Source organism: Candidatus Pelagibacter sp. uisw_091 (assembly GCF_059512525.1).
The window spans coordinates 310,509-334,598 of the sequence record NZ_CM183455.1 but is presented as its reverse complement, the minus strand read 5'-3'; the positions used below and the strand labels follow the sequence as shown (position 1 = coordinate 334,598).

Genomic DNA, 24,090 nt, shown 5'->3' with positions numbered 1-24,090 from the left:
ATTTAATATTATTTAATTGAATACAGATTATAAATACGTGCAGTAAATTTAGATAAATTGTTTAAGGTATTTTTTTGTACATTTAATAATTTTTTTGCATGAAAACCTGTCGAAGAATAATGTTTTTTATCATCTTTTTTTAAAAATTTTTCTTTTACTAATTTATTTAATTTTCTAATGACTGTAGCTCTTGGTATGCCTGTAATATCTGAAATAGACATTGCATTAATACCTGCAAAATCTTTTTTATCAGCAAAGAAATACTTTTCTATGTAAAATTCTTTACTCATTTCACTATTATCATTTTTTTTTGAGTTTAGAGCATGATTGATTAAACAAATCCCATTAACGTGGAAGGATTCTAGATCACCGAAAGTTTTTTTAAAGCTTAATAAAAAAGGCATTTGCATTTCATAATAAAGTTTCCAAACAAATGAAAAATATTCTTTAGATGTTTTTGTTAGATTTTCACTACTGATTGGTTCTGATAATAGCCCATCGATAACACACATCTTTGAAAGAGTTGATAAAAATCTTGACATTCTTTTCATCGTTTCTTCAGGTTTAATATTTGGCCATGTGCTTCTATCGATTATAATTTTTTTATTTATTCTTTTTATTGCTCCCATTTTTTCTAATTCATTAATTTTTCTTCTGGTTGTTTCTTTTGGTATATTAAGAGTCGTAGATATTTCCATTACATTAATCATATCTATTTCAACTTTTATTTGATTAAAATACTCTTCATAATTTAACTTCACAAAGTTTTTTGAATAAGTTTCAAATGTTCTCATCAATAAATACATAATGATCATAAATTTTTCATAATCATGAAAAGTTCTATAAACATTATTCACCCAAGCTAATTGTAATGGTGCCCAAACAGGCATTATCGAGACAAAGTTTTTCTCTATTACTTTTGCTATATCTTTGCTTCGGACTTGGTTTGACACTTTGGGTAATAATTTAGTCATAAATTATATTTTAACCCAAAATGAACGTAATTAAAATTAGAGTCAACCCAAAATGAACATTTGATGTATTGTACTTCTAATAGTTTGATGATTTATTACTGGAATGAGTGCAGAAAAAATAGTTTCAACTGGGGTAAATGATCTTCCTCCTTTAGCGACCCCTGAAAAAAGAGAGGAAGTTTCATTATCAGGAAGAGTTGATATAAATATTCTTTTAAATAGAGCAAGAAAAGTAAAAGAAAAAGAAACCAGAGCAAATTTTGTTTTTGGAGGATTAACAATTTGTTTAATTTTTATTGTTGGACTAATTTTATCTTTCTAATTACATATTCCCATATTTAGGTCCACCACTACCTTCAGGTGTCACCCACGTAATATTTTGAGAAGGTTCTTTAATGTCGCAAGTTTTACAATGAATACAGTTTTGTGAATTTATGACAAATTTATTTACACCATTTTCATTTTGAACTTCATAAACACCTGCAGGACAATATCTTTGTGCAGGTTCATCAAATTTTTCTAAAGTATAATTTATCGGTAAGTTTGGATCCTTTAGTTGTAAATGTACTGGCTGATTGTCAGTATGATTAGTTCCTGTTAAATAAACAGAACTTGTTTTATCAAATGTAATTATATTGTCTGGTTTAGGATAATCAATTTTTAGCATTTCATTTGCTGGTTTTAATGTTTCGTGATCAGCATGTTTGTGTCTTAAGGTGAACGGTAATTTTCCTCTAAATAATATTTGATCTATTCCAGTAAATATTATTCCAAGAATTAAACCCCAGCTAAAACTTGGTTTAACATTTCGAGCAGTATGCAGTTCTTCATAAACCCAACTTTTTTTAAATTTATCTTCATAAATTGATAAATCTTGTTTTTCTTTTAAATGTTCATTTATAGTTTCTGCAGCAATCATTCCACTTTTCATTGCAGTGTGTGATCCTTTAATCTTAGGCATATTTAAAGTTCCTGCATCACAACCGATTAATAAAGCACCAGGCATAAACATTTTTGGTAAACTCTGAAGTCCACCTTCAATTAGAGCACGTGCACCATAAGAAATACGTTTTCCACCTTCAATTATTTTTTTAATTGCAGGATGAGTTTTAAATCTTTGAAATTCATCAAACGGTGAAAGATGTGGGTTTTTATAATCAAGACCAATTACATAACCTAAAAAAACTTGCTTGTTTTCTGCATGGTAAATAAAGCTTCCACCATAAGTATTATTATCAAGTGGCCAACCTGCAGTATGCATTACCATTCCCTCTTCATGATTTTTTTCACTGATTTCCCAAATTTCTTTAAATCCAATTCCATATTGTTGAGGATCTTTACCTTCTGATAAATTATATTTTTCTATTAATTGTTTTCCAAGATGTCCCCTGCATCCTTCAGCAAAAACGGTAACTTTTCCTAAAAGCTCTATGCCTGGTTCAAAACTATCTTTTTTGTTTCCCTCTTTATCAACACCCATGTCTTGAGTTGCAACTCCCTTAACTGATCCATCTTCATTGTATAAAATTTCACTTGCAGGAAAGCCTGGAAATATTTCAACACCTAAAGCTTCTGCTTGTTCTGCTAGCCATCTACATAAGTTTGCTAAACTGATTATGTAATTATTATGATTTTGTTGAACTGATGGAAGTAGCCATGTCGGCCAGCTTAATGATTTTGTCTTGCTTAAAAATAAGAATTTTTCTTTAGAAACCTTAGTTTTTATAGGTGAATTAAGTTCTTTCCAGTTTGGTAATAACTCATCTAAAGCTCGAGTTTCAAACACATTACCACTTAAAATATGTGCACCAATCTCTGAGGCTTTTTCAAGTAAACATACATTTAATTCTGGATCTAATTGCTTAAGTTTAATTGCCGTAGACAGTCCTGAAGGACCACCCCCAACGATTACCACATCATAATCCATTGCTTCTCTAGGCATATCTTGAATTTTTACAGTACTGATTATTTTTGTATACTATTTAATTTATTCAATTCTTCTAAGAATTGAGGTAACGCCTCAAATAAGTCTGCTTCCAGACCATAATCTGCGACACTAAATATTGGCGCTTCACCATCTTTATTTATAGCAACAATAATTTTACTTTCTTTCATTCCAGCTAAATGCTGAATTGCTCCTGAAATTCCAACTGCAATATACAAATCAGGCACAACAACTTTACCAGTTTGACCAACTTGATGTTCGTTACTAATGTATCCCGCATCAACTGCTGCACGTGATGCTCCAATCGCTGCATTTAATTTATCTGCAATGTCAGTTATTAATTTAAAATTTTCTCCATTTTGCATTCCTCTTCCACCAGAAACTACAATTCTAGCAGTGCCAAGTTCAGGTCTATCTGACTTAACCTCTTCTCTTTTAATAAATTTTGACAATGTAAATTCTTCAGTAGCTTCAATTTTTTCTATTGGAGCAGAGCCACCAGAAGTTTCACAAGGCTCAAAAGATGTTGGTCTAATTGTTATACATTTTTTTACATCTGTACTTTTTACAGTAGCAAATGCATTACCCGCATAAATAGGTCTTATAAATGTATCAGCTGATATCACTTTAGTAATATCACTTACTTGAGATATGTCTAAATGTGCTGCTATTCTTGGCATCAAATTTTTACCAAATGTATTTGCAGAACTAACAATATGAGAATAATTTTCTGAAACTTTTACAACTAATGGTGCAAAGTTTTCTGCTAAATAGTTTTCATAGTGAGGAGCTTCAGTATGTAATACTTTTTTAACAGCTGGCATTTCAGATAATAATTTAGCAACATCTCCACAATTATTTCCAATTAACAGGACATGTACATCTCCATCCATTTGTGATGCTGCAGTAATTGCGTTTAATGTAAAAGGTCTTACTTCTTTATTATTATGCTCTGCTATTAATAAAACTGACATTATATTACCTTTGCCTCATTTTTAAGTTTGCTAACTAACTCGGCAACACTTGCAACTTTAATTCCTGCTTTTCTTTTTGGTGGTTCTTCTACTTTAATTTGTTGAACTCTAGGTGTGGTATCAACTCCTAAGTCAGCAGCTGTTAAAATTTCTAAAGGTTTTTTTTTAGATTTCATAATATTTGGTAGTGAAGCATAACGTGGCTCATTTAATCTTAAATCACATGTCACAATAGCTGGAAGGTTAACTTCAATTGTTTCTAATCCTTCATCAATTTCTCTTGTTACTTCTAAAGTTTTGTCTTTTATTTCAATTTTTGATGCAAATGTTGCTTGAGGCCAATTCAATAAAGCACTTAACATTTGACCTGTTTGATTACAGTCATCATCAATTGCTTGTTTACCCATAAAAACTAGGTCAGGTTTTTCTTTTTCAACAATTTTTTGTAGTGCTTTTGCTACGGCTAATGGCTCAACAATTCCTTCTGTTTTGATTAAAATTCCTCTATCAGCACCAACTGCCAAAGCTTTTCTAACAGTTTCTTGTGATTTTTCTTCACCGACTGTAATTGCAATAATTTCTGTTGCCTTACCTGCTTCTTTAATTTTTACAGCTTCCTCAATCGCATTATCATCGGGTGGATTACTCGACATTTTTACATTATCAGTAACAACACCAGTTCCATCCTCTTTAACTCTGACTTGAACGTTGTAATCAATTACTCTTTTAACAGCGACTAATATTTTCATTATGCTCTCAATAAATTATTTTCTGGGTCGTAAGGACTCTCGTCTAATATAGTAGCATCGTACATTTTTCCTAAAATATCAATTTTCAATTTTTGACCAGTTGTCGCAACATCAGGGTTCACCATTCCTAATGCAATAGATTTACCCAGTCTAAATCCAAAATCTCCTCCTGTTGCACGTCCAACAACTTTATTGTTTTCATAAATTGGATTATTTCCTAGAACATCTGCATCTTCAACATTGTGAATCTCCATAGTAACCAGTTTATTTTTAAAACCTTTTTCTCTCCACTTATTAAGTGCTTCTAAGCCTATAAAGTTTCCTTTATTAGGATGTATAAATCTATCTAGTCCAGATTCGTAAGGTGAATATTCAATTGATAATTCTGTCCCAACAAGTTTATAAGATTTTTCAAGTCTTAAACTATTCATTGCTCTAATTCCATAAGGCTTAAGATCTAAATCTTTTCCAGCTTCCATCAATTTATCAAATATATGGTTTTGGTATTCAATTGGATGATGAAGCTCCCAACCCAATTCACCAACAAAGTTTACTCTCATAGCATTCACTGGTGCATTTCCAACATTTACATTTTTAGCACTCAACCATTTAAAGTTTTCACTAGAAAAATCATCACTAGAAACTCTTGTCATTAATTCTCTAGCCTTTGGACCAGACACAACTAGCACACCCATACTATTAGTTAGATTTTCAAATTGAACTGTCCCATCAGTTGGCATCCATTTTTGAATCCAGTCATGGTCTAATCTTTGGTTCGCTCCTGCAGAAACTAAATAGAAACTATCTGGAGCTTCTCTCATTATTGTAAATTCAGAATGCACTCCTCCTTTAGTATTAAGGGCGTGACATAAACCAATTCTTCCTATTTTTTTTGGAAGTTTATTTGCTACTAAATAATCTAAAAATTCTTCTGCACCAGATCCTTTAATTCTACATTTTGCAAATGCAGTCATATCTAAAAGACCCACATTTTCTTTTACATTTTTACATTCTTTTTTTATTGCTTCAAACCACTTGGATCTTCTAAAAGACCAATCATCTTTTTGTTCCATTCCATCTACTGCAAAGAAATTAGGTCTCTCCCAACCAAATTTTTGCCCAAAAACAGCACCTAATGCTTTCATTCTATCATAGCAAGGTGATGTTCTTAATTCTCTAGCAGCACCTCTTTCTTCATCAGGATAATGAACTTTAAATACATGGTTGTAAGCTTCTTCATTTTTTTCTTTTAAATATGATTTTGTTGCATAATCACCAAACCTTCTTGGCTCAACACCAAGCATATCAATTGTTGGTTCTCCATCTACAATCCATTCTGCAAGTTGCCAACCCGCTCCACCTGCTGCAGTAATACCAAAGCTATGTCCTTCATTTATCCAAAAATTTTTAAGTCCCCAAGCTGGACCAACAATAGGGTTTCCATCAGGTGTGTAACAAATTGCTCCGTTATAAACTTTTTTTACACCTACTTCGCCAAAGGCTGGAACACGATGAATTGCACCTTCTATGTGCGGAGCAAGTCTATCTAAATCTTCTTGAAATAATTCATACTCAGAATCTTTTGATGGTCCATCAACATAACAAGCTGGAGCACCATCCTCATAGGGTCCTAATATTAAACCACCTGCTTCTTCTCTCATGTACCATCTACTATCACTATCTCTTAAAACTCCCATCTCTGGTAAGCCTTCTTTTTTTCTTTTTAAAATATCTGGGTGTGCTTCTGTAACAATATATTGATGTTCAACTGGAATAACTGGAATATCTAAACCAACCATTTTTCCAGTTTGTCTTGCAAAATTTCCTGAACAAGAAATAACATGTTCACATTCAATAGCTCCTTTATCAGTTTCAACAATCCATCCATCTTTAGTTTGTTTAATTCCAACTACAGCTGTATTTCTATAAATCTCTGCACCCATATTTCTTGCACCAGTTGCCATTGCTTGTGTTAAATCTGCAGGCTGAATGTATCCATCTTCAGGGTGTTGTATTGCGCCAAGTAAATCATCCGTACGACATAAAGGCCAAATTTCTTTTACCTGATCTGGAGTTAAAAATTTTACATCAACACCTATAGTTTGTGCAACACCTGCATATTGGTAGTACTCATCCATTCTATCTTTAGTACTTGCTAAACGAATGTTTGAGACAACACTGAAGCCAACATTTTGTCCTGTCTCTTCTTCTAATTTTTTATAAAGATCAACCGCATACTTATGAAGCTGCCCAACTGAATAACTCATATTAAATAATGGAAGCAGACCTGCTGCGTGCCAAGTTGATCCTGAAGTTAATTCTTTTCTCTCGACAAGAACAACATCAGATAAACCTTTTTTTGCTAAGTGATAAAGTGCACTAACTCCTACTACACCACCACCAACTACAACAACTTTAGCTTTAGATTTCATTAGTCCGATTCCTACTATTTTTTTATTATTAACGAAACAAAAATCGTTTAGTTATTAGCTTAAACTGAAGATCCAAGAGGCATTGGTGCGGAGACCATTGTGGTCAGCCAACAGTCCTTAAGAGGACCCTCTTTTATATATTTTTCAACTGCCCACTTAAATTTATAGTAGACCTTATCTCTATCAAGAACTGTTACCTCAAAAAGAGCAGTTAAATCATCAGATTTTATCTCCACAACCTTATGGTCCAAGTGATTAAGAAGCATCACATAAGATTTTCCTTTTATCATAGTTTTAAATCGATCTAAAGGACCTGTATTTTTTTGATTATTTGGGTGTGCAAATTCCCAAGTCTGCTCAATTCCATTATCTTTTTTTGGATTATCATTCTGTTTTAAACTTCTTAATTGGATTTTGACAACTTGATAAGGTTCAATCCCATTATTAGGCTTAACTAATTCAGCAAATGATGGAGATGTTAAAAATAAAGTAATTAAAATTACTTTATAGATTTTGTGCAGTTGTTCTGACGTCTTCCAAAAATTGTTCTCTTTTTTTATCACTAACAAACGGTACAGCAAAATATCTTCTGTAAACAATATTATAAATGCCACACATGTGAAATACCCCTCTTTTTAATCTTCTTATAGGCAGGTTTAAAAAGAAGGTTGTAATAGCGAGCCTTGGAGACCCATAAGTACAAAAAATTATAGCTTTTTTATCTTTTAAATTTCCCATTGGATAACCATAATTTCCAACTAATTTTTTAAATGTAAATGCCCATGGTGGTGACAAAACTTTATCTATCCATCCCTCCACAATTGCTGGCATTCTAAAATTCCAAATTGGAGCAATTAAAACAATTATATCACAATCTTCTATTCTTTTACGATGATTTAAAACATCCTCACCAGCCTCTTCACCTGCAAAAACAGGGTTAAATTTTTCCTTATATAGGTCTACACAATCAACTGAATGACCATTTGCTTCAGCTGTTTTTATAAATGTATCTCTAATAGCAGCGTTAAAAGATTTTTCGTTATAATGACCATATAAAAGAAATATTTTTTTCATTTGTGTATTTTTAAACTAGTTCTATAAGAAAGCCATGAAAAATTTTTATGTAATTGAAGGTGAGCATACCAACCCTAACAAGATTGAAACAATATTAAAGAATACTGAAAAAAAACATGGCCCTTTTGAAGAGCAAGAAGCTACTCAAATTGCCAAAGGGTTAATTCAAAAAAATATAGATGATTTTTATCATCGAGCATGGGTAGTCAAAAACTAACTCAGTAAAACTGGAAAAACTAGGTTTATCCTCAAAATATTAATTATTAATTCAATAGAAATAATTTCTAAATTATTCCAAATAATTTTTGAAATTCAATTTTAGTACATTTGTTAGCAATATAATAAATTTTATTTTTTGTAGCAATTTCTTTAGCCTTATCATTTTCAATATTAAGTTGTAGCCACAAAACATGTGCCCCAATTTCTTTAGTTTGATTGGCTATATCTACAGTCTCTTCGCTTGGTCTAAAAACATCAACTATGTCTACTTTTTCTTTTATATCTAATAGGGTTCCATAAACTCTTTCTCCGTGTATTGTTTCATTTACACATGTTGGGTTTACAGGAATGACTTTATAACCAGATTTTTGTAAGAATTTCATTACTATATTTGAATCTTTTTCTTTTTTTTTACTTGCTCCAACTAAAGCTATTACTCTTGAGCTAATAAATAGTTCTTTAATTTTATCGTCTATTATTTGTTTTTCCATTTAGGTTTTCTTTTTTGTAAAAATGCAGATATTCCTTCTTTCGCATCCATTGCCATCATATTTACTGTCATCATTTTACTTGTGTATGCGTATGCTTTTCTTAATGGCATTTCTAATTGATTATAAAAAGTTTGTTTGCCAATTTTAATTGTAAGACTTGATTTTGAAGCAATAGTTTTGGCAACTTTTAACACTTCATTGTTTAATTTTGATTTAGAAAAATGATTATTAATTAGTCCAATTTCTTTTGCATAATTTGCTTTTATTGGATCTCCAGTTAAAAGCATTTTCATCATTATTTTTCTATTAACTTTTCTGCTAACAGCTACCATAGGTGTACTACAAAATAAGCCTATATTTACTCCTGGTGTCGCAAATATTGCATCATTACTACTATAAGCTAAATCACAACTCGCAACTAATTGACATCCAGCAGCAAATGCTGCCCCATGAACTTTTGCAATAACTGGCTTTTTTCCTTCAACTATTTGAAGCATTAATTTTGAGCAAAGATTAAAAAGTTTTTGATATTTTTCTCTTTTTTTTAATCCACTTACTTCTTTTAAATTATGACCTGCACTAAACCCTTTTCCAGACCCTTCAATAATTATTACCTTAATATTTTTGTTTTCATCTAATTTTTTAAAAGCTTTAATTAAATCTCCTAAATTTTTAAATGAAAGTGCGTTATATGTTTTTGGCTCATAAATGATGATTGAGGCAATATCTTTATTTAAAAGTTTAATTTTAATATTACTTGAGTTTACCATCTTCTCTCATTTTAGCTCTAATTTTTGTTGCTGAAATTTTTTGAATTTCCTCAGATAAAACAACTTCTTCAATTTTGTAGCCAACCCCTCTTCCATAACAAATATTAGTGATATTTGGCACCATCATTACTTTGAATTGTCCTTCAAATTCTGGGTTTAATTTTTCTTCAATATTTTTCTTAACTGTGTCAAAATCAAATGGATTATCATCAACACCTTGAACGTCTCTAATTTGAATACATACTTGACCTGTTTTTTTAATAATTTCTATAAATAAAGCATAGTGACCATCATGAAATGGTTGCCATCTGCCAAGCATTTGTGCTGTTGGTTTTTTATTATCCCACTCATAAGCCATTATTTTATCTCCTTTAGTATTATTGGTGCCCAATGTTTAGCATCTTGAGTTGTAACCTGACAGTCAAATTTTTCAGGTTTAACAAACATCTTATTAGTATCATCGAAACGTCCCTCTTTTATTGTATTAACCCAAACTATATAATCTGCAGGAAATAAACTTCTTGCTTCAGGCGTTGGGCAAACAAAATCTGCAATAACATAATTTCCATCATCTTTTAATTTTTTTGCAAAATCTGCCATTCTTTTGGCTTGTCTTATTCTGCCTTCTTCTGAAAAATCCCAATCATTAGCTTCTTTTCTAACTTCATCAGCATTAAGTCTTTTAGCATCTATCGATGGAGCAATTTCATTTGCTAAAGTTGTTTTGCCAGATCCTGGAAGACCCATAATTAATATTATTTTCATAGTAACTTTATCTTTCTGCACATATGAGTTGATTAGTAAATTTAATTAATATTATAAGAATTTTAAAATTATACTATCAAATTTTCTGCTACCCATTTATGAAATTGATGAGTTGGATTATCCATTATAGGTGAAAAATTTCCACCATTATATACTGGTGAATTTCTACCCTCCTGCATTCCCTCAATAGCCCTTATATCTTCTGACATAACTTCCTTCCAGAATTCTGCATTCTTTTTTCTCATCTCTGCAAATTCAGCTCCATTCGCACTATCATCGCCTACATAATACATCATTAAATGCTCTTTAGTTTCACTAACTGACTTAGGTTCTAGCCAAAAAATATAAAAGTGATCTATATGCAAACCAATCATTACGTTTGGAAATAAAGCAATATACTCAGCTTTTTTGGATAAGTCCTTAGGCCAATTTGGAAAATTATTAAAACTTTGATTTCCTTTAATAGGTTGATCGTATTTATTTGTACCTTGGCCAGCAAATCTATTTGGTAACCCTTGAATATGATAATGGTCACTAATATTTGAAACTTTATTTAATTCTGGATGAATCCAAGGCAGATGATAACTTTCACAATAATTCTCTATTGCAAACTTCCAATTACATTTTACATCAAGACTGAAATATCCATGATCTTTTGAGTGTTTAAGTAAATTTTGATCTTCTTTAGATATGAACTTTAACCATCTTTCCTCAAGAGGTTTAATGTATTCGTCAAACTGTAGTTCATTGCCATTTATATTAATAAATATTATGTCCATCCAAATTTTGCTTCTAACTTCTTTAAGATTACTTTTTAATTTATCAAATTTATCTATTTCATGAACATTCAAACCTCCTATATGAGGTGTTGCAACTAACCTTCCATCAAAATCATAAGACCAGGAGTGATATGGACATCTTAAGACATTTTTCAAAGAACAAGGCTCATTTAAAAGCTTGAAGCCTCTATGGCTACAGACATTGTGAAACACTCGTATTTTTCTTTCTTTGTCTCTGAGAATAATAAGGGGGATACCTAGTAAGTTACAAGGGCGAGCGTCACCTATATTTGGCACAGAGCTTCCAACTCCAATCACTGTCCATTTATCCTCAAAAACCCTCTCTCTTTCGATTTTGAGGTAGTCAGAGCTAGTGTAGCACTCATTTGGTAAGCCATGAGCTTTCTCAATGGAGTTATTAACCTCCTTGATTTTCTCTAAATCTAAGATCTCTGAAAGTTCACGATTCTTAGGATTTTTAGACATTAAAAAAAATTATCACTAGCACAATTTTTGACAACAAATATTTTTATCCACAAGATGAATTTCTTTGACAGCATTTACAAAAAAGATAATCATCGAGAAAAATGAATTTTTCACTTGAGGTTGGACCTCAAACAGACCTAGAGACACTACCACCAGTTAAGGATGTATATATAACTATGCTTCCAGGAGGAGACTATAAAGAGACAGCTAACCAGTCAGGTGAATTAGTTAAAAAAGGATTTAATCCAGTTCCACATTTTCCAGCAAGATCAATTACCGATGATGCTCAACTTAAAGATTATATTTCAAGATGTAAAGATGTGGGTGCTAAACAAGCTTTAGTAATTGGAGGAAGTAGAGAACCAATTGGAAGATTTGATAGTTCAATTCAAATTTTAGAGACAGGATTTTTTGATGGAATTAAAATAGGAATAGCAGGACATCCAGAGGGAAGTCAGGATATTTCTGATAAAGAATTAGAAAAAGCTATGATAGATAAAAAACCTTACGCCGACTATATAGTGACCCAGTGGTTATTAGAGAGTCAACCTATCGTAGATTTCATTTCTAAGCAGTCAGTACCAGTGCATGTGGGAATTACTGGGCCAATGAAAATAACTAGCTTAATTAAATTTGCTAATATTGTCGGTGCGAAAAATTCCATTAATTTTCTTAAGTCTAATTTTAGTAAGGCATTAGATTTATTGAAACCTAAAGACCCTAATGAATTAATTGGGAAAGTGAAAGAGTTTACTGGCAACTTCCACATTTATACATTCGGCGGCTTGAAGGAAACTAACAAGTGGTTGAAGGAGAACGGTTATGTCTAATGAATTTGACTATACTAAACTAAATCATGTGACTTCAGTTGATCAATCAGATCGTGAAGTACCATATAACTTAAGACAGAGTGGGCCTACAAAAGTTGAAATGTTAATTTCAACAAGAGTAAGAAAATCTCCATACTGGCATCTATCAATGGAAGCTGGTTGTTGGAGAGCAACTGTTTACAATCGTATTTATCACCCAAGAGGTTATGTAAAACCTGAAGATGGTGGGGCTATGGTTGAATACGAAGCAATTAAAAATCATGTTACGATGTGGAACGTTGCTGTTGAAAGACAAATTAGAGTTAAAGGTCCTGATGCAGAAAAGTTTACTGATTACGTTATAACTAGAGATGCAACTAAAATCTCACCAATGAGAGCAAGATATGTAATTTTATGTAATGCTTATGGTGGTGTCTTAAATGACCCTATTCTTCTTAGAATTTCAAAAGATGAATTTTGGTTCTCATTGTCAGACTCTGATATTGGAATGTATCTTCAAGGTGTTAATGCTGATGGAAGATTTAATTGTACTGTTGAAGAAATTGATGTGTGCCCAGTACAAATTCAAGGTCCAAAATCAAAAGCTTTGATGAAAGACCTTTGTGGAGATCAAGTTGATTTTGACAATATGCCTTTCTACGGCTTAGCTGAAGTTAAAGTTGGAGGTAGAAGTTGTGTTATTTCTCAATCTGGTTTTTCTGGTGAAGCTGGATATGAAATTTATTTAAGAGAAGCAACTAAATATGCCGATGATATGTGGAATGCAGTTCTTGCTGCAGGTAAAAAGCATAGTCTAATGGTTATCGCTCCTGCTCACCACAGAAGAATTCAAGCTGGAATTCTTTCTTGGGGACAAGATATGGATCAACAACACAACCCTTTCCAGTGTAATCTTGGTTACCAAGTTTCATTATCTGGAAAAGGCGAGTGGAATAAAAAAGCTGACTATGTTGGAAAAGCTGCTCTAGAGAAAATGGGAGCAGAACTTAAAGATGGTCAAAAACCTTACAAACTTCAGTTAGTAGGTCTTGAGTTGGGTGGAAAACCAATTGAAGAATATGCTCCTGACTTTTGGTTAGTGTCACCTGAGAGTGGTGGAGATCCTGTTGGATTTATCACATCACCTTGGTATCACCCTGAAAAAGGTCAAAATATAGCAATGGGATATGTGCCATTTGATGGAACATTAAATGCTAATGGTTTCCCCAAAGGTAAAGCTGGAACTAAATACAAAGTTCACTTACCTGCTAAATATTCTGACACACCAGGAACACCTGTTGATGCTGTGGTAGTAGATATGCCATTTACAGAATCTTATAACGCAAACACTAGAGAAGTCGTTAAAGGTTAAATTAATTATTTGGGGGAGATTAATTCTCCCCCACCAATAATGACAAAATCATTCCTAATCGTAGTTTGCATAATAATAGTAATTGCTTTAATACTGTTTCCACTATTTGTTTCTTACAGAGCTCAAAAAAATAGAAAAAAATAAATAATGTTTGGTCAGTTTTTAAATATAATTGTTCGGTCTATTAAATTAGATAAATCTCTTTACAAAGATAATAAGAACTTTGGTGAAGCTGCAATATATTTTGCAGGTCTTATAATGATACTAGATGGTATCGCAGGTGCTGTTGCTGCAAATACTGTTATTAAAACTGCTGTTGCAATGTCTGGCTTAACAGCCATTCTTACTTGGTTTGTATGGGGACTATTTATTTATGTGATCGGTGTAAAATTATTTCCAGATAAAGAAACTAAAGTCCCATTTAAAAAAGTATTAACAGCTGTAGGGTTTGCTCATTCACCAGGGCTTTTAAGGTTTTTTGCTGTAACACCAGATTTAATGATCCCAATAATATTTTTAACTCAGTTTTGGATATTTGCAGGATTAATCATTTCAACAAAACAAGTTTTAAATTTGAAATCTAATTTTAAATCATTTGGAATAGTCTTTTTAGCTTTTTTAATAATTGCTTTTCTTTCAATATCATTTGTGATGAGCAAAATGAATGCTCTACCCATTAGCAATATTAGTTAAATAGGGAAAATTGTTTTTGAAAGTTTGCAAGAGTTGCAGTTTTTAAATCCTGTTAGAATTAAATTTTGAGAAACACTCGGGTCTTCTTTTTTACATTCTTCACAGAAATCATCTAACTCGAGAACTTCATCATTATCATTGATTTGATCGTCAAAGTCTTTAATCATTATCAGTAAGACCAGCACCTGCTCCACCTTGTTTTAGGCTTTCATTTTCTTCAACAAAAGTTTCTTCAGAAAGCTTATAGAGTTCATTCCATTCTTTTTCTTCAAACGAGTCTCTATTTTCTAAAACTTTTAAATAAATATTTTTAGCAGATTCTATAATTTCATTTTTGGTGTAATTAGAATAAATATTATTATTAAAGTTTAATAAAAACTCACTGTCATCTATTTTTAAGAATATTCTTTTACCTATTACCTCTGCCGCCCTACTTACAAATGGTAAGAAAAGTAATGGATATGAGACTTTTTTAAACGTTATCTCTTTTAAAGTTTCTAAAGTTTTAATCTGATCTAAAAAATTTACCCCTGCAATTATTGGACAATATTCATTTTTATTGGCTTCATTGTCTTGCTTTATGATACTGATATTCTCTAACCTTAATTCTTTTTTTTTCTTAAAAAAACTGTTTAAGTTTTTAATGCCAGGTAGTCTAAAAATCTCAAGTAGTCTTATATTTTTTCCGATTTCTTCTGCTATGCCCCATGAATATCCAGCAGCCTTGCTTGATCTTTTAGAAACTGTATCTATTTCACTTAATGATCTCATATTAATTAATTATAAACCCAATGTTCATCATAGTTTTTTAATTGTTCTGGTAAGGGTGCTCCTTGAAACATACATATTCTTAACCATTTATCAGAACGTGGATCAAATTTTAATGCTCCAAAAAATGATAACTTTAATCTCAGCATATCAATAGGCATTATTTCTTGGCCAATAGTATTGTCTTGTATTTCAGAATATGGAAATTTCTCTACTATAAATGCTCTTCTAACAACGTGTCTTAATTCATTATTAGTTGATAAAAATTTAGCAATGGTCCAGCTATTTTTAGTAACTGATAACAATTCATAAAGTTTTTTAATATCTCTTGCAATTGCTAGAGGTTGCTCTAACTCAGCGCCAACTTCATCAAATCTATTTGCTAGTCTTGGTTCTTCTTTATTTTTTGAAATAAACCAAAAGTTTAAATTATTTTTGTTTTTAGTAAAATCTATAGTTAAGATATCTGAATATTTTTTTTCTAAAATTAGCTTTAAATCTTCTACAGTTCTTTCAGTTGGTATATTAAAATATTTTTCTTCTTCAGAACTCATTTCTTTAATTAAAGGTGAGGTAATATCATCATAAGGTTCCATCATCATTGAGACAATATATTCAATGCACTCTTCACAATATTCTTTTTCTACATGTAGATATAATTCATTAAAAGCATAATCTTGCTCAAAATTAAAATCGTTATCTAGGTAGATAATAAATTCATTAAGATCTTTTAATAAAAATTTAATCTTATTTATTTGATATTCGCTCTCTGTATTCCAAGAAGTGATATTCTTTATTGATTTTTTTAAACATTTTAAAAATAAGTTTTTATCCTTTTCTAACACTGCTTTTATCTCTCTTATTTTTTTTAAAGAAATCTCTCTTGCTGAAATCCAATTATTTAAAAGAGTTGGATGATTAACAATAAATGGTGCCATTCCTAGTCCTGTAGAATTTCCTATTCCCAAACTTTTACAAATATTTATATCAAGATTTACAGCTTTTTTTGGGTTCTTGCTTTTTGCAACATGATTAACTTGATCAAAAGTAAATTGCCTAACCAAATAAACCAACATCATTTCTAATCTGAAAGGGCCATATATTTCTTCTCTATCTTTAATTCTAAATCTATCTGCTAAGCCAAATTTACCTGACCCATAAACTGCAGTTGTTCTATATAAATATCCAACGCTAGTTATTAAGTCATTATCAGGCTGCTTACCTTCGCTTAAGCATTCAACCACATGATTGAAAACTCTAACTGATTTATTAGCTCTTGAAAGTGTTAGCTCTTTATAAGAAAGTCTACCAAATTCTTGTCTTGGCACTTGGTTTTTTAATCTTTCAATATCTTGTTTTAATGGAACACCATCAAAAAGAGTAAAAGCTGCATCCCATTTAGTAGCTATAACTCTATCTGATCTTTCATTTTTATCCAATTCGTTTGCAAAACAAATTAATGAATACACTCTATTTTTTTTCTTAAATGAATAAACTGCAGTGCCATAACCATGTTCGTTTAATTCAAATAAATCTCTTTTATAATCCCAATCTTTAAACTCTTTTAAAAAACTTCTTAAAAATGAAAGTTTAGATTGATGAAAAGACCCTAGTCTTGATAGCTTCATTACTACATTGGGATCTCTTAAGGAGATATTCATTGGTTGATTCTTTTGTAAAAATTGTACCAGTTGTTTCCAAGAATTCCATTAACTTCACTTTCTGAAAAACCAACTTTCTTAAGTCCTGACTCTAAGTTTTCAAACCCTCTTGCATCTAAAAACCAATCAGGTTGTTTTGGAAAGCCAGGTTTTTTTTTTGATCCTTCTCCATAATTTTTGCTTTTAGTCCAAGTACCATTTCTCATCCACTCAACAATAGTATCTGGTTGGTTTAAACAAAGATCTGAACCTATTCCAATTTTTTCAACTCCCATAATCTCAGCTGTCTTAGCGGTCATTTCGCAAAAACTTTCTAAAGAACAATCCGTTCCATCTTTTAAATGATGAGGATATAAAGAGAGACCCAACATTCCTCTATGTTCAGATAAAATTTTAAGCAGTTCGTTTGATTTGTTTCTCCTAGCTGGATGCCAAAATGATGGGTTTGCATGAGTTATTGCAATTGGTTTTTCACTTATCTCGATTGCATCAATTGTACTTTTTTCTGCTGAATGAGACATGTCTATTACAAGGCCTAGTCTATTCATTTCTTTAATTACCTCTTTACCAAAATTAGTAACCCCACTATCGATTGTTTCATAACATCCTGTCGCTAGTAAGGACTGATTGTTATAAGTAAGCTGCATAAACCTACATCCTAAATCATAAACTTTTTCAACTAACCTAATATCATCCTCTATAGGTGAGCAGTTTTGAAAACCAAAAAAAACTGCAGTTTTATTTTCAGATTTAGCTTTTTCAATATCTTTAAAACTTTTGCCATGAAAAATTAAGTCAGAGTTTTTTGAAAAGTAATTTTCCCAACTTTTTAATACTGTTTTTAGCTCATCGAAATCTTCATGGTAAACAATGGTTACATGAATTGCATCAAGGCCTGCCTGTTTATTGATCTGAAAGACTTCTCTAGACCAGTTACAATATTGTAAATTATCAATTTTAAAATTCATTGTGATTTTATTTGTTTAAAGAATATCAATAAGATAGATAAATTCTATTAATTTTATTGAAATTTTAGGCTTAATTTGAAATAACAATTTACCTTAGAATAAAATTACAACAAATGACTAAAAATAAATTAAAAAAAGTATCAATTGTTATGGGTAGTCAATCTGACTACAAAACCATGATATTTTGTCAAAATATTCTTAAAAAATTAAATATAAAATTTGAAACAAAAATAATATCAGCTCATAGAACCCCTAATAGAATGTATGAATTTGCTATTAATGCAGAAAAGAATGGTATCGCCGTAATTATTGCTGGGGCTGGTGGATCTGCACATTTACCAGGAATGATTTCAGCTCTTACATCTCTACCGGTACTAGGAGTTCCAATTGAGAGTAAAAAGCTTAAGGGCCTTGATAGCCTTTTATCCATTGCACAAATGCCAAAAGGAATACCTGTTGGAACATTAGCAATTGGAGAAGATGGTGCAATTAATGCTGCCTTATTAGCTGCATCTATTATTGGTCTTAGTGATTTAACTGTCAAAAAAAAATTAAACCAGTTCCGTTTAAGTCAAAGCAAAACTGTTAAAAAAAAACCAAAATAGTTTTAAAATATGTCTAAACCAATTCTTGGAATTATAGGTGGAGGTCAGTTAGGTAGTATGCTTGCTATTGCTGCAAATAAACTTGAAATTAAAACAGTTATTTTTTGTGATGATATTGATGCCCCTGCACAAAATTTTTCTAATGATTTTGTACACGGTCAATATAATGATCAAAATAAGATTAAAGAGTTTTTGAATAAAGTTGATGTTGTAACCTATGAATTTGAAAATATTCCATATGAAACATTAAATGAAATTAATAAAGTAAAACCTGTTTTACCAAAACCTTCTGTAAATAGAATAATTCAACATAGATTAGCAGAAAAAGACTTTATCAATAATCTTAATATAAGAACTACAAGATATGTATCTATTGAAAAAAAATCTGACATGGAATCAGTTGAAGATTTACTGCCTGGCATACTTAAAACTACAACATTGGGATATGATGGTAAAGGACAGCACCCAATTAGTAGTTTAAAAAATTTAGACTCAATTGATGCTGATTTTTCAAAAGGTTATATTTTAGAAAAGCTTGTCAAACTTAAAAAAGAAATCTCAATAATTATTACAAGGTTTAATGATCACAAATATGAAATTTATGAACCTATTGAGAATGTACATGAAGATCAAATTTTGAAAAACTCTAAAATTCCAGCAGAGATTAGTGATAAAATATTAGAACAATCAAAACTGTGGGCAACTCAAATTTCTGAAGAATTAAAATATGTTGGAACTTTGTGTGTTGAGTTTTTCATTGATAGAAATGATAACCTTTATGTAAACGAAATTGCACCTAGAGTTCATAACTCAGGGCATCTAACAATTAATGCATATAATGTAAGTCAATTTGAAAATCATGTAAGAGCTGTTTGCAAGTTAGAGCAAATACCTCTTAAAAAAATATCAAATGCAATGATGACAAATATAATCGGTGATCAAATTACTAATTATAGAAATAAAGAACACAATGAAAATGAATTTTTCTTTGATTATCTTAAAAAAGAAATTAAACAAAAAAGAAAAATGGGACACCTAACAACCCTTCTTAAGTAGATATTGCTCAAATGTTAAAATCAATCGAAGGAAATTTTGATAATCCAGAAGTTCATGAATTTCTTATCAATCATTTTATTGAGTTAAGATCTGTATCACCCAAAGGGAGTGCTCACGTACTTGATATAGCTGGATTAAAAGACCCATCTATTAAATTTTGGAGCTTATGGGAAGAAAGTGACTTAATGGGTAGCGGTGCATTAAAATTCTTAGATAAAGAACATGGTGAATTTAAATCTATAAGGGTTAGTGAAAACTTTAGAGGCAATGGAAATGGCACAAAAGTGATAAATCATCTAATTAATGAGGCAAAAAAACTTAATATTAAAAGATTAAGTTTGGAAACTGGTGCTGGTGACTTCTTTTTAAATGCTAGAAAATTATTTAATAAATGTGGTTTTGAGCCCTGTGAGCCCTTCTCGCACTACAAAAAAGATATCAATTCTATTTATATGACCATGCTAATTAGCAACAAATAAGTCTTTAATTATTCAAATTTTTAAATTTAGTTGACAAAACCTTAATAAATCTAAACAAAGCGTCAATTACTTAATTATAAGTAATAAAAGTAAAACAATAAAAAGTAAGAAGATAAATATGAGTCTACAAGGAAAAGTAAAATGGTTCAATCCAACTAAAGGTTTTGGTTTTATTGAAAGAGAAGATAAAGAAAAAGATGTATTCGTTCACGTTTCAGCTGTAAGAGATGCTGGTATGAACGGTTTAGATGAAGGTCAAGCTTTGACTTTTGAAGTTGAAGATGGTCCAAAAGGTCCTTCAGCGGTAAATTTAAAAACTGCATAATATTCACACTTTCTATTGGCTGCGATTTTTTAATTAAATTAATTTTTTAATTATTTAGCTAAATATCTCAGCCAATACCAGTCAGTTTTTTTTAAGAAATTCACTCACTATTCTATTAAATTCATTCGGCTTCTCTAAATGAACATTATGAGAGCATCCCTTAATTATTTTTAAATTACTATTAGGAATATTATCATTCAAGGTTTCTACTTGATTAAAATTATAAGCCTTATCTTGATCTCCCCAAACTATTAATGTTTCATTTTTAATATTTTGTAAATTTTTAACTCCATCCCAATTTTTCATAGCAACTAATCCATTGTCTACAGCCTCTATAGAAGTTTTTTTTCCAGCTTCTTCACAAAGATAAAAATATTTTGCTTTTTCTTCTTCTATAAACCAAGTTTTTGCTATTCTGTATGCTGTATCCTTTAATCCATTAATTTTTAATTTTTCTCTGGATTGATCAATAGTTTCAAATCGACCAGGAATATTTCCTCTTGGTCCAGTTCCATAACAAATCAATTTATCAATTTGATCTTCTGCTAATCTTGAAATTTCCTGTACTATCATTCCTCCCATAGAATGGCCTAATAAATGAAATCTTTTAATTTCTAATCTCTTTAGGGACTCAAGAATTGACTTGGCCATACAAGTAATTGATTCACAGGAATTTACATAATTACTTTTTCCAAAACCTGGTAGCGCTGGAGCAATAACCCTAAAATCATTTTTGAAATGTTCTATTTGTAATTTCCACATATCCGATGAGCCTAAAAATCCATGGACCAGTACTAAAGGGAAGCCCTTACCAATATCCTCAACATATATATCTTGCATAATTTTATAATTAATATTTAAATAATCAATATATATACTTATGGCTGAAAGAAAAATAACTGATTTAAAAAATGTCAATTTTAAACCTTTTGATAATTATGGAAAAGTTATCCCAGGATTAAGTTGGCACAACATTAGTTTTGATAAAAAAAATGGTGGAGGTGGAACCTTTATTTTAAAATATGAGCCTGGTGCAAAAGGTATCTCTCATATTCATACAGGTTATGAAGAGTTTTTAATGATGGAGGGTGAATTAACTGATCCAGATGGTAAAATTTTTAGAAAGGGTGATTTTGTAACTTTCGAACCTGGATCTAAACACTCTTCTTTTAGTAAAAATGGTTGTTTGGTATTAGTTTTTATGAGAGGTATAAATAAAGCAATTTAAAAACTCAAAAAAATAAATCTTTAATAATTAGAAATATTATGATCGGAATTTTAGGTGGAATGGGAACACAAGCTGGGCTTGATTTTTGCAACAAACTTGCCATGCTTAATAGAGGCAAGATTGATCAAGAGTACCCTCTTTTCATGCTTTACAATAAGTCCAATATACCTGGAAGACCAGAGTCAATTGGTGTTCAAACTAAAAGGTTTACAGACCTTCCTAGAAATTTAAAAAATAATTTAAAATATAATAAGGTTCTTAAAAGCTTACTTGATGGTTGCAGATCACTCGAAAAAAGTGGTTGTAAGTTTATTGTCATACCCTGTAATACTGCTCATTATTGGTATGAAGATTTAAAAAAAAAATAAGAGTTCCAATCATAAATATGCCTAAAGAAGTTTTTTTACATACTAAAAAAATTTATAAAAAAAATTCAAAGATTGGACTTCTTGCTACAGAAGGAACGTTAAAAACAAAGATATATGAAAAACTATTTATAGATAACTATAAATTAATAACACCTATCCATGATTTACAAATTAAATCAGTCAATAAAACCATCAAGCATGTCAAAATGGGGAACATAAAACTAGCTGAAAAATCTATTAAACCAGCTATTAATTATTTAATCAAAAATAATTGTAAGAAAATTATATTGGGTTGTACAGAGCTACCTATAGCAATTTTTGCATTTAAATCATTGAAAAATGTAAAAATGTCAAAACTATATTTAGATCCAAATTTAATATTAGCCAATGCAGCTATGGCAAAATATAGAAAATAAGAAATGCTTTCTAAAATCAAAAAACCTTATGTTATTTATTTAGCTGAAGTTATTTATAAAAATATAGCTGAAATTAAAAAAAATAATTTAGATATTTCTAATATAGACGCTATTGAAGGTTTTATAGGTACAAAAAAATATGAAGAAATAAGTAGTGGTAAGTTTCATGATGATTGGTTTGAGTATTTAAAAAATAATAAATTTATTGATAAAGATAGTGGAGAGAAAATACCAGACGAAACTATTAAACTTTTAAAAGTACAAAAAGATGCTACTATAAAACAGTTAATAAAGTATCAAGAGCTATATTATACTAAAAGTTCTTTTCCACTTGAAATTTCTCAGCGTGCTTTTGATTTTTTATGGAGAATGTGTGAGAGCTATGAACTTTGGTCTAAAGAAACAAATCAATCTGAACAAATTGTTCTAAATATTATTGATTAGAAAGATTTAATTTTTTTCTAGTTTTTTTAATATTCCTTTTAACTAATTTTTGAAAATCTGAATCCTCTTTTTTTAGGACTAAACCCTCTTTAATATTTTGTGCCATTGACTTGCCTGTTGATTTGGTGATTATCTCGTTACCACTATACGCAAAACCTGCCTGGTAAATATTTCCAGATGTAGCTAAAGTGTATGCAGGTCCTAATAAAGCGGTATTCTGTGCACATCCGCTTAGAAAGCATACAAAAAATAATCCAATAATTATTTTATTTAAAATCATTATCCTATTTTTAATCTTAAGTGTTTAAAGTTACAACTCAAGAGTGAAAGTGTTCATTTTGATTATTAATCTCTAATATTGGTATAAAATATAACTTATAACATTAGTATGGTTAAAATATTTCCATTTATATTTGTTATTTTATGGTCTTCAGCTTTTGTCACTACAAAGCCAATAATAGACAATAGTGATCCTTTTGCTGCATTAGCCTTTAGATTTTTTGTTGTAGCTTTAGGTTTCTTTATTTTTTCAATTTATACAAAACAAAAAATTTTAACCAATAATAGAAACCTTCTTCAATCACTTTTTAGTGGTGTGCTTTTTCATGGTGTTTATTTGGGGGGTGTTTTTTATTCAGTTTCAATAGGAATGCCAACAGGTATTGCTGCATTAATTGTTACCTTACAGCCAATTTTAACTAATGCTTTAGCAGGAAAATTCTTGGGTGAAAAAGTTACTTTCAAACAATGGATTGGAGTGATCCTTGGATTTATAGGTGCGGCTTTAGTTTTAGGTTTTGATATTGGATCAAGCCTTCCTGTTTTTGGAGTGATAGCTTCTTTTGTTGCTCTGTTAGCTATTACAACTTCTACTTTATTGCAAAAAAAAATAAGTAATAATTTACCTTTATCAGTTAGCAATATGTATCAAGCAATAGGTGGTTGCTCTTTACACATAATAATTATTTTAATTTTTAGTGAACCTTATATTAATTTTACATCCACATTTTTAATAGCAATGAGTCATCAGGTATTTCTTGTATCATTTGGAGCATTTACAATCTTGATGTATTTAATAAAAAATAACTCTGCAAGCAAAACCGTTTCCATATTTTTTTTAATACCACCAACTACAGCAATAATGGCTTGGTTATTTTTAAATGAAAAATTAAATAATCTAGATCTAATAGGTTTTGCTGTAGCAACTCTTGGTGTTTATATTGCAACTAGAAAGCAATAA

30 protein-coding genes and 1 pseudogene are annotated in these 24,090 nt (G+C 30.6%); 13 read left to right on the top strand and 18 right to left on the bottom strand.

Annotated features, from left to right (window positions below; genetic code table 11):
• Window positions 1–8: 8 nt before the first annotated feature.
• Window positions 9–974 carry a hypothetical protein gene (locus AC5YGA_RS01750; RefSeq protein ID WP_415308979.1) on the bottom strand — a complete coding sequence of 322 codons (966 nt, stop codon included), beginning with the start codon at window positions 972–974 and terminating at the stop codon, window positions 9–11.
• Window positions 975–1,077: 103 nt separating this feature from the next.
• Between AC5YGA_RS01750 and AC5YGA_RS01745 the strand changes: the two genes are divergently transcribed.
• Complete coding sequence (locus AC5YGA_RS01745) at window positions 1,078–1,296, top strand: hypothetical protein (RefSeq protein ID WP_415308977.1); 219 nt, start codon at window positions 1,078–1,080, stop codon at window positions 1,294–1,296.
• Here the strand turns inward: AC5YGA_RS01745 and AC5YGA_RS01740 are convergent, their stop codons facing one another.
• Genes AC5YGA_RS01740 through AC5YGA_RS01715 form a run of 6 tightly spaced genes read right to left on the bottom strand, consistent with a single transcriptional unit; the run spans window position 1,297 to window position 8,148 of the window.
• Window positions 1,297–2,916 carry an electron transfer flavoprotein-ubiquinone oxidoreductase gene (locus tag AC5YGA_RS01740; protein WP_415308975.1) on the bottom strand — a complete coding sequence of 540 codons (1,620 nt, stop codon included), beginning with the start codon at window positions 2,914–2,916 and terminating at the stop codon, window positions 1,297–1,299.
• Window positions 2,917–2,939: 23 nt separating this feature from the next.
• The gene (locus AC5YGA_RS01735) at window positions 2,940–3,893 is read right to left on the bottom strand and encodes an electron transfer flavoprotein subunit alpha/FixB family protein (RefSeq protein WP_415308974.1); all 954 of its coding nucleotides are present in this window, start codon (window positions 3,891–3,893) and stop codon (window positions 2,940–2,942) included.
• Window positions 3,893–4,642, bottom strand: coding sequence for an electron transfer flavoprotein subunit beta/FixA family protein (locus AC5YGA_RS01730; protein WP_415308972.1), 750 nt, complete (start codon window positions 4,640–4,642; stop codon window positions 3,893–3,895). Before AC5YGA_RS01730 ends, AC5YGA_RS01735 begins: the two co-directional genes overlap by 1 nt.
• A complete protein-coding gene (locus AC5YGA_RS01725; protein ID WP_415308970.1) occupies window positions 4,642–7,074 on the bottom strand; it encodes a GcvT family protein in 2,433 nt (810 codons plus the stop codon). The genes AC5YGA_RS01730 and AC5YGA_RS01725 overlap by 1 nt, the downstream gene beginning before the upstream one ends.
• A 59-nt stretch (window positions 7,075–7,133) precedes the next feature.
• Window positions 7,134–7,637 (bottom strand): DUF4864 domain-containing protein, encoded by a 504-nt coding sequence (locus tag AC5YGA_RS01720; protein WP_415308968.1) that lies wholly within the window; start codon window positions 7,635–7,637, stop codon window positions 7,134–7,136.
• Entirely contained in the window at window positions 7,579–8,148 is a 570-nt protein-coding gene (locus AC5YGA_RS01715; protein WP_415308966.1) for an NAD(P)H-dependent oxidoreductase, read from the bottom strand. Before AC5YGA_RS01715 ends, AC5YGA_RS01720 begins: the two co-directional genes overlap by 59 nt.
• A 34-nt stretch (window positions 8,149–8,182) precedes the next feature.
• Here AC5YGA_RS01715 and AC5YGA_RS01710 point away from each other — a divergent pair, with 34 nt between their 5' ends.
• Window positions 8,183–8,365 (top strand): hypothetical protein, encoded by a 183-nt coding sequence (locus AC5YGA_RS01710; RefSeq protein ID WP_415308964.1) that lies wholly within the window; start codon window positions 8,183–8,185, stop codon window positions 8,363–8,365.
• Window positions 8,366–8,432: 67 nt separating this feature from the next.
• On the opposite strand, the gene AC5YGA_RS01705 is transcribed toward AC5YGA_RS01710, so the two are convergent.
• The 5 genes from AC5YGA_RS01705 to AC5YGA_RS01685 all read right to left on the bottom strand — a co-directional run bounded on the left by AC5YGA_RS01705 (window position 8,433) and on the right by AC5YGA_RS01685 (window position 11,658).
• Complete coding sequence (locus tag AC5YGA_RS01705) at window positions 8,433–8,858, bottom strand: CoA-binding protein (RefSeq protein ID WP_415308963.1); 426 nt, start codon at window positions 8,856–8,858, stop codon at window positions 8,433–8,435.
• Window positions 8,843–9,628, bottom strand: a complete 786-nt coding sequence (locus AC5YGA_RS01700; protein ID WP_415308961.1) for an enoyl-CoA hydratase — start codon at window positions 9,626–9,628, stop codon at window positions 8,843–8,845. The genes AC5YGA_RS01705 and AC5YGA_RS01700 overlap by 16 nt, the downstream gene beginning before the upstream one ends.
• Complete coding sequence (locus AC5YGA_RS01695) at window positions 9,612–9,986, bottom strand: cytidyltransferase (RefSeq protein ID WP_415308959.1); 375 nt, start codon at window positions 9,984–9,986, stop codon at window positions 9,612–9,614. The genes AC5YGA_RS01700 and AC5YGA_RS01695 overlap by 17 nt, the downstream gene beginning before the upstream one ends.
• On the bottom strand, window positions 9,986–10,393 hold the full coding sequence (locus AC5YGA_RS01690; RefSeq protein ID WP_415308957.1) for a P-loop nucleotide/nucleoside kinase family protein: 408 nt from the start codon (window positions 10,391–10,393) through the stop codon (window positions 9,986–9,988). Before AC5YGA_RS01690 ends, AC5YGA_RS01695 begins: the two co-directional genes overlap by 1 nt.
• Before the next feature lie 68 nt (window positions 10,394–10,461).
• Window positions 10,462–11,658 (bottom strand): aromatic ring-hydroxylating oxygenase subunit alpha, encoded by a 1,197-nt coding sequence (locus AC5YGA_RS01685; RefSeq protein ID WP_415308955.1) that lies wholly within the window; start codon window positions 11,656–11,658, stop codon window positions 10,462–10,464.
• Window positions 11,659–11,759: 101 nt separating this feature from the next.
• Between AC5YGA_RS01685 and AC5YGA_RS01680 the strand changes: the two genes are divergently transcribed.
• From AC5YGA_RS01680 to AC5YGA_RS01670, 3 genes are all read left to right on the top strand, one after another.
• Window positions 11,760–12,488 (top strand): methylenetetrahydrofolate reductase, encoded by a 729-nt coding sequence (locus tag AC5YGA_RS01680; RefSeq protein ID WP_415308953.1) that lies wholly within the window; start codon window positions 11,760–11,762, stop codon window positions 12,486–12,488.
• Entirely contained in the window at window positions 12,481–13,839 is a 1,359-nt protein-coding gene (locus tag AC5YGA_RS01675; protein ID WP_415308951.1) for a glycine cleavage T C-terminal barrel domain-containing protein, read from the top strand. The genes AC5YGA_RS01680 and AC5YGA_RS01675 overlap by 8 nt, the downstream gene beginning before the upstream one ends.
• 147 nt (window positions 13,840–13,986) lie before the next feature.
• A complete protein-coding gene (locus AC5YGA_RS01670) occupies window positions 13,987–14,532 on the top strand; it encodes a hypothetical protein (RefSeq protein WP_415308950.1) in 546 nt (181 codons plus the stop codon).
• Here AC5YGA_RS01670 and AC5YGA_RS01665 read toward each other — a convergent pair.
• The 4 genes from AC5YGA_RS01665 to AC5YGA_RS01650 are packed head-to-tail and all read right to left on the bottom strand — an operon-like array spanning window position 14,529 to window position 17,929.
• Window positions 14,529–14,699 carry a hypothetical protein gene (locus AC5YGA_RS01665; RefSeq protein WP_415308949.1) on the bottom strand — a complete coding sequence of 57 codons (171 nt, stop codon included), beginning with the start codon at window positions 14,697–14,699 and terminating at the stop codon, window positions 14,529–14,531. The two genes, AC5YGA_RS01670 and AC5YGA_RS01665, sit on opposite strands and share 4 nt — an antisense overlap.
• Window positions 14,692–15,303: a DUF3726 domain-containing protein gene (locus AC5YGA_RS01660; protein ID WP_415308947.1), complete on the bottom strand. Its 612-nt coding sequence runs from the start codon at window positions 15,301–15,303 to the stop codon at window positions 14,692–14,694. Before AC5YGA_RS01660 ends, AC5YGA_RS01665 begins: the two co-directional genes overlap by 8 nt.
• 5 nt (window positions 15,304–15,308) lie before the next feature.
• Window positions 15,309–16,961 (bottom strand): hypothetical protein, encoded by a 1,653-nt coding sequence (locus AC5YGA_RS01655; RefSeq protein ID WP_415308946.1) that lies wholly within the window; start codon window positions 16,959–16,961, stop codon window positions 15,309–15,311.
• On the bottom strand, window positions 16,958–17,929 hold the full coding sequence (locus tag AC5YGA_RS01650) for a membrane dipeptidase (RefSeq protein ID WP_415308944.1): 972 nt from the start codon (window positions 17,927–17,929) through the stop codon (window positions 16,958–16,960). The genes AC5YGA_RS01655 and AC5YGA_RS01650 overlap by 4 nt, the downstream gene beginning before the upstream one ends.
• A 113-nt stretch (window positions 17,930–18,042) precedes the next feature.
• Between AC5YGA_RS01650 and purE the strand changes: the two genes are divergently transcribed.
• The 4 genes from purE (at window position 18,043) to AC5YGA_RS01630 (ending at window position 20,394) form a co-directional block, all read left to right on the top strand.
• Window positions 18,043–18,534 (top strand): 5-(carboxyamino)imidazole ribonucleotide mutase, encoded by a 492-nt coding sequence (purE, locus tag AC5YGA_RS01645; RefSeq protein ID WP_415308942.1) that lies wholly within the window; start codon window positions 18,043–18,045, stop codon window positions 18,532–18,534.
• Between the two features lie 9 nt (window positions 18,535–18,543).
• A complete protein-coding gene (locus AC5YGA_RS01640; protein WP_415308940.1) occupies window positions 18,544–19,590 on the top strand; it encodes a 5-(carboxyamino)imidazole ribonucleotide synthase in 1,047 nt (348 codons plus the stop codon).
• 11 nt (window positions 19,591–19,601) lie between these two features.
• A complete protein-coding gene (locus AC5YGA_RS01635; RefSeq protein ID WP_415308938.1) occupies window positions 19,602–20,069 on the top strand; it encodes a GNAT family N-acetyltransferase in 468 nt (155 codons plus the stop codon).
• 118 nt (window positions 20,070–20,187) lie between these two features.
• Window positions 20,188–20,394 carry a cold-shock protein gene (locus tag AC5YGA_RS01630; protein WP_006998008.1) on the top strand — a complete coding sequence of 69 codons (207 nt, stop codon included), beginning with the start codon at window positions 20,188–20,190 and terminating at the stop codon, window positions 20,392–20,394.
• An 81-nt stretch (window positions 20,395–20,475) separates the two neighbouring features.
• Here AC5YGA_RS01630 and AC5YGA_RS01625 read toward each other — a convergent pair whose 3' ends face one another.
• Window positions 20,476–21,234, bottom strand: a complete 759-nt coding sequence (locus AC5YGA_RS01625) for an alpha/beta fold hydrolase (RefSeq protein ID WP_415308936.1) — start codon at window positions 21,232–21,234, stop codon at window positions 20,476–20,478.
• Between the two features lie 40 nt (window positions 21,235–21,274).
• Between AC5YGA_RS01625 and AC5YGA_RS01620 the strand changes: the two genes are divergently transcribed.
• The 3 genes and pseudogenes from AC5YGA_RS01620 to AC5YGA_RS01610 all read left to right on the top strand — a co-directional run bounded on the left by AC5YGA_RS01620 (window position 21,275) and on the right by AC5YGA_RS01610 (window position 22,850).
• A complete protein-coding gene (locus AC5YGA_RS01620) occupies window positions 21,275–21,622 on the top strand; it encodes a cupin domain-containing protein (protein WP_415308934.1) in 348 nt (115 codons plus the stop codon).
• A 38-nt stretch (window positions 21,623–21,660) separates the two neighbouring features.
• Window positions 21,661–22,406 (top strand): annotated as a pseudogene (locus AC5YGA_RS01615) (aspartate/glutamate racemase family protein).
• Window positions 22,407–22,409: 3 nt separating this feature from the next.
• Window positions 22,410–22,850: a hypothetical protein gene (locus AC5YGA_RS01610; protein ID WP_415308930.1), complete on the top strand. Its 441-nt coding sequence runs from the start codon at window positions 22,410–22,412 to the stop codon at window positions 22,848–22,850.
• On the opposite strand, the gene AC5YGA_RS01605 is transcribed toward AC5YGA_RS01610, so the two are convergent.
• Window positions 22,840–23,130 carry a hypothetical protein gene (locus AC5YGA_RS01605; protein WP_415308928.1) on the bottom strand — a complete coding sequence of 97 codons (291 nt, stop codon included), beginning with the start codon at window positions 23,128–23,130 and terminating at the stop codon, window positions 22,840–22,842. The genes AC5YGA_RS01610 and AC5YGA_RS01605 overlap by 11 nt on opposite strands.
• 108 nt (window positions 23,131–23,238) lie before the next feature.
• Here AC5YGA_RS01605 and AC5YGA_RS01600 point away from each other — a divergent pair, with 108 nt between their 5' ends.
• Window positions 23,239–24,090 (top strand): DMT family transporter, encoded by an 852-nt coding sequence (locus tag AC5YGA_RS01600; RefSeq protein ID WP_415308926.1) that lies wholly within the window; start codon window positions 23,239–23,241, stop codon window positions 24,088–24,090.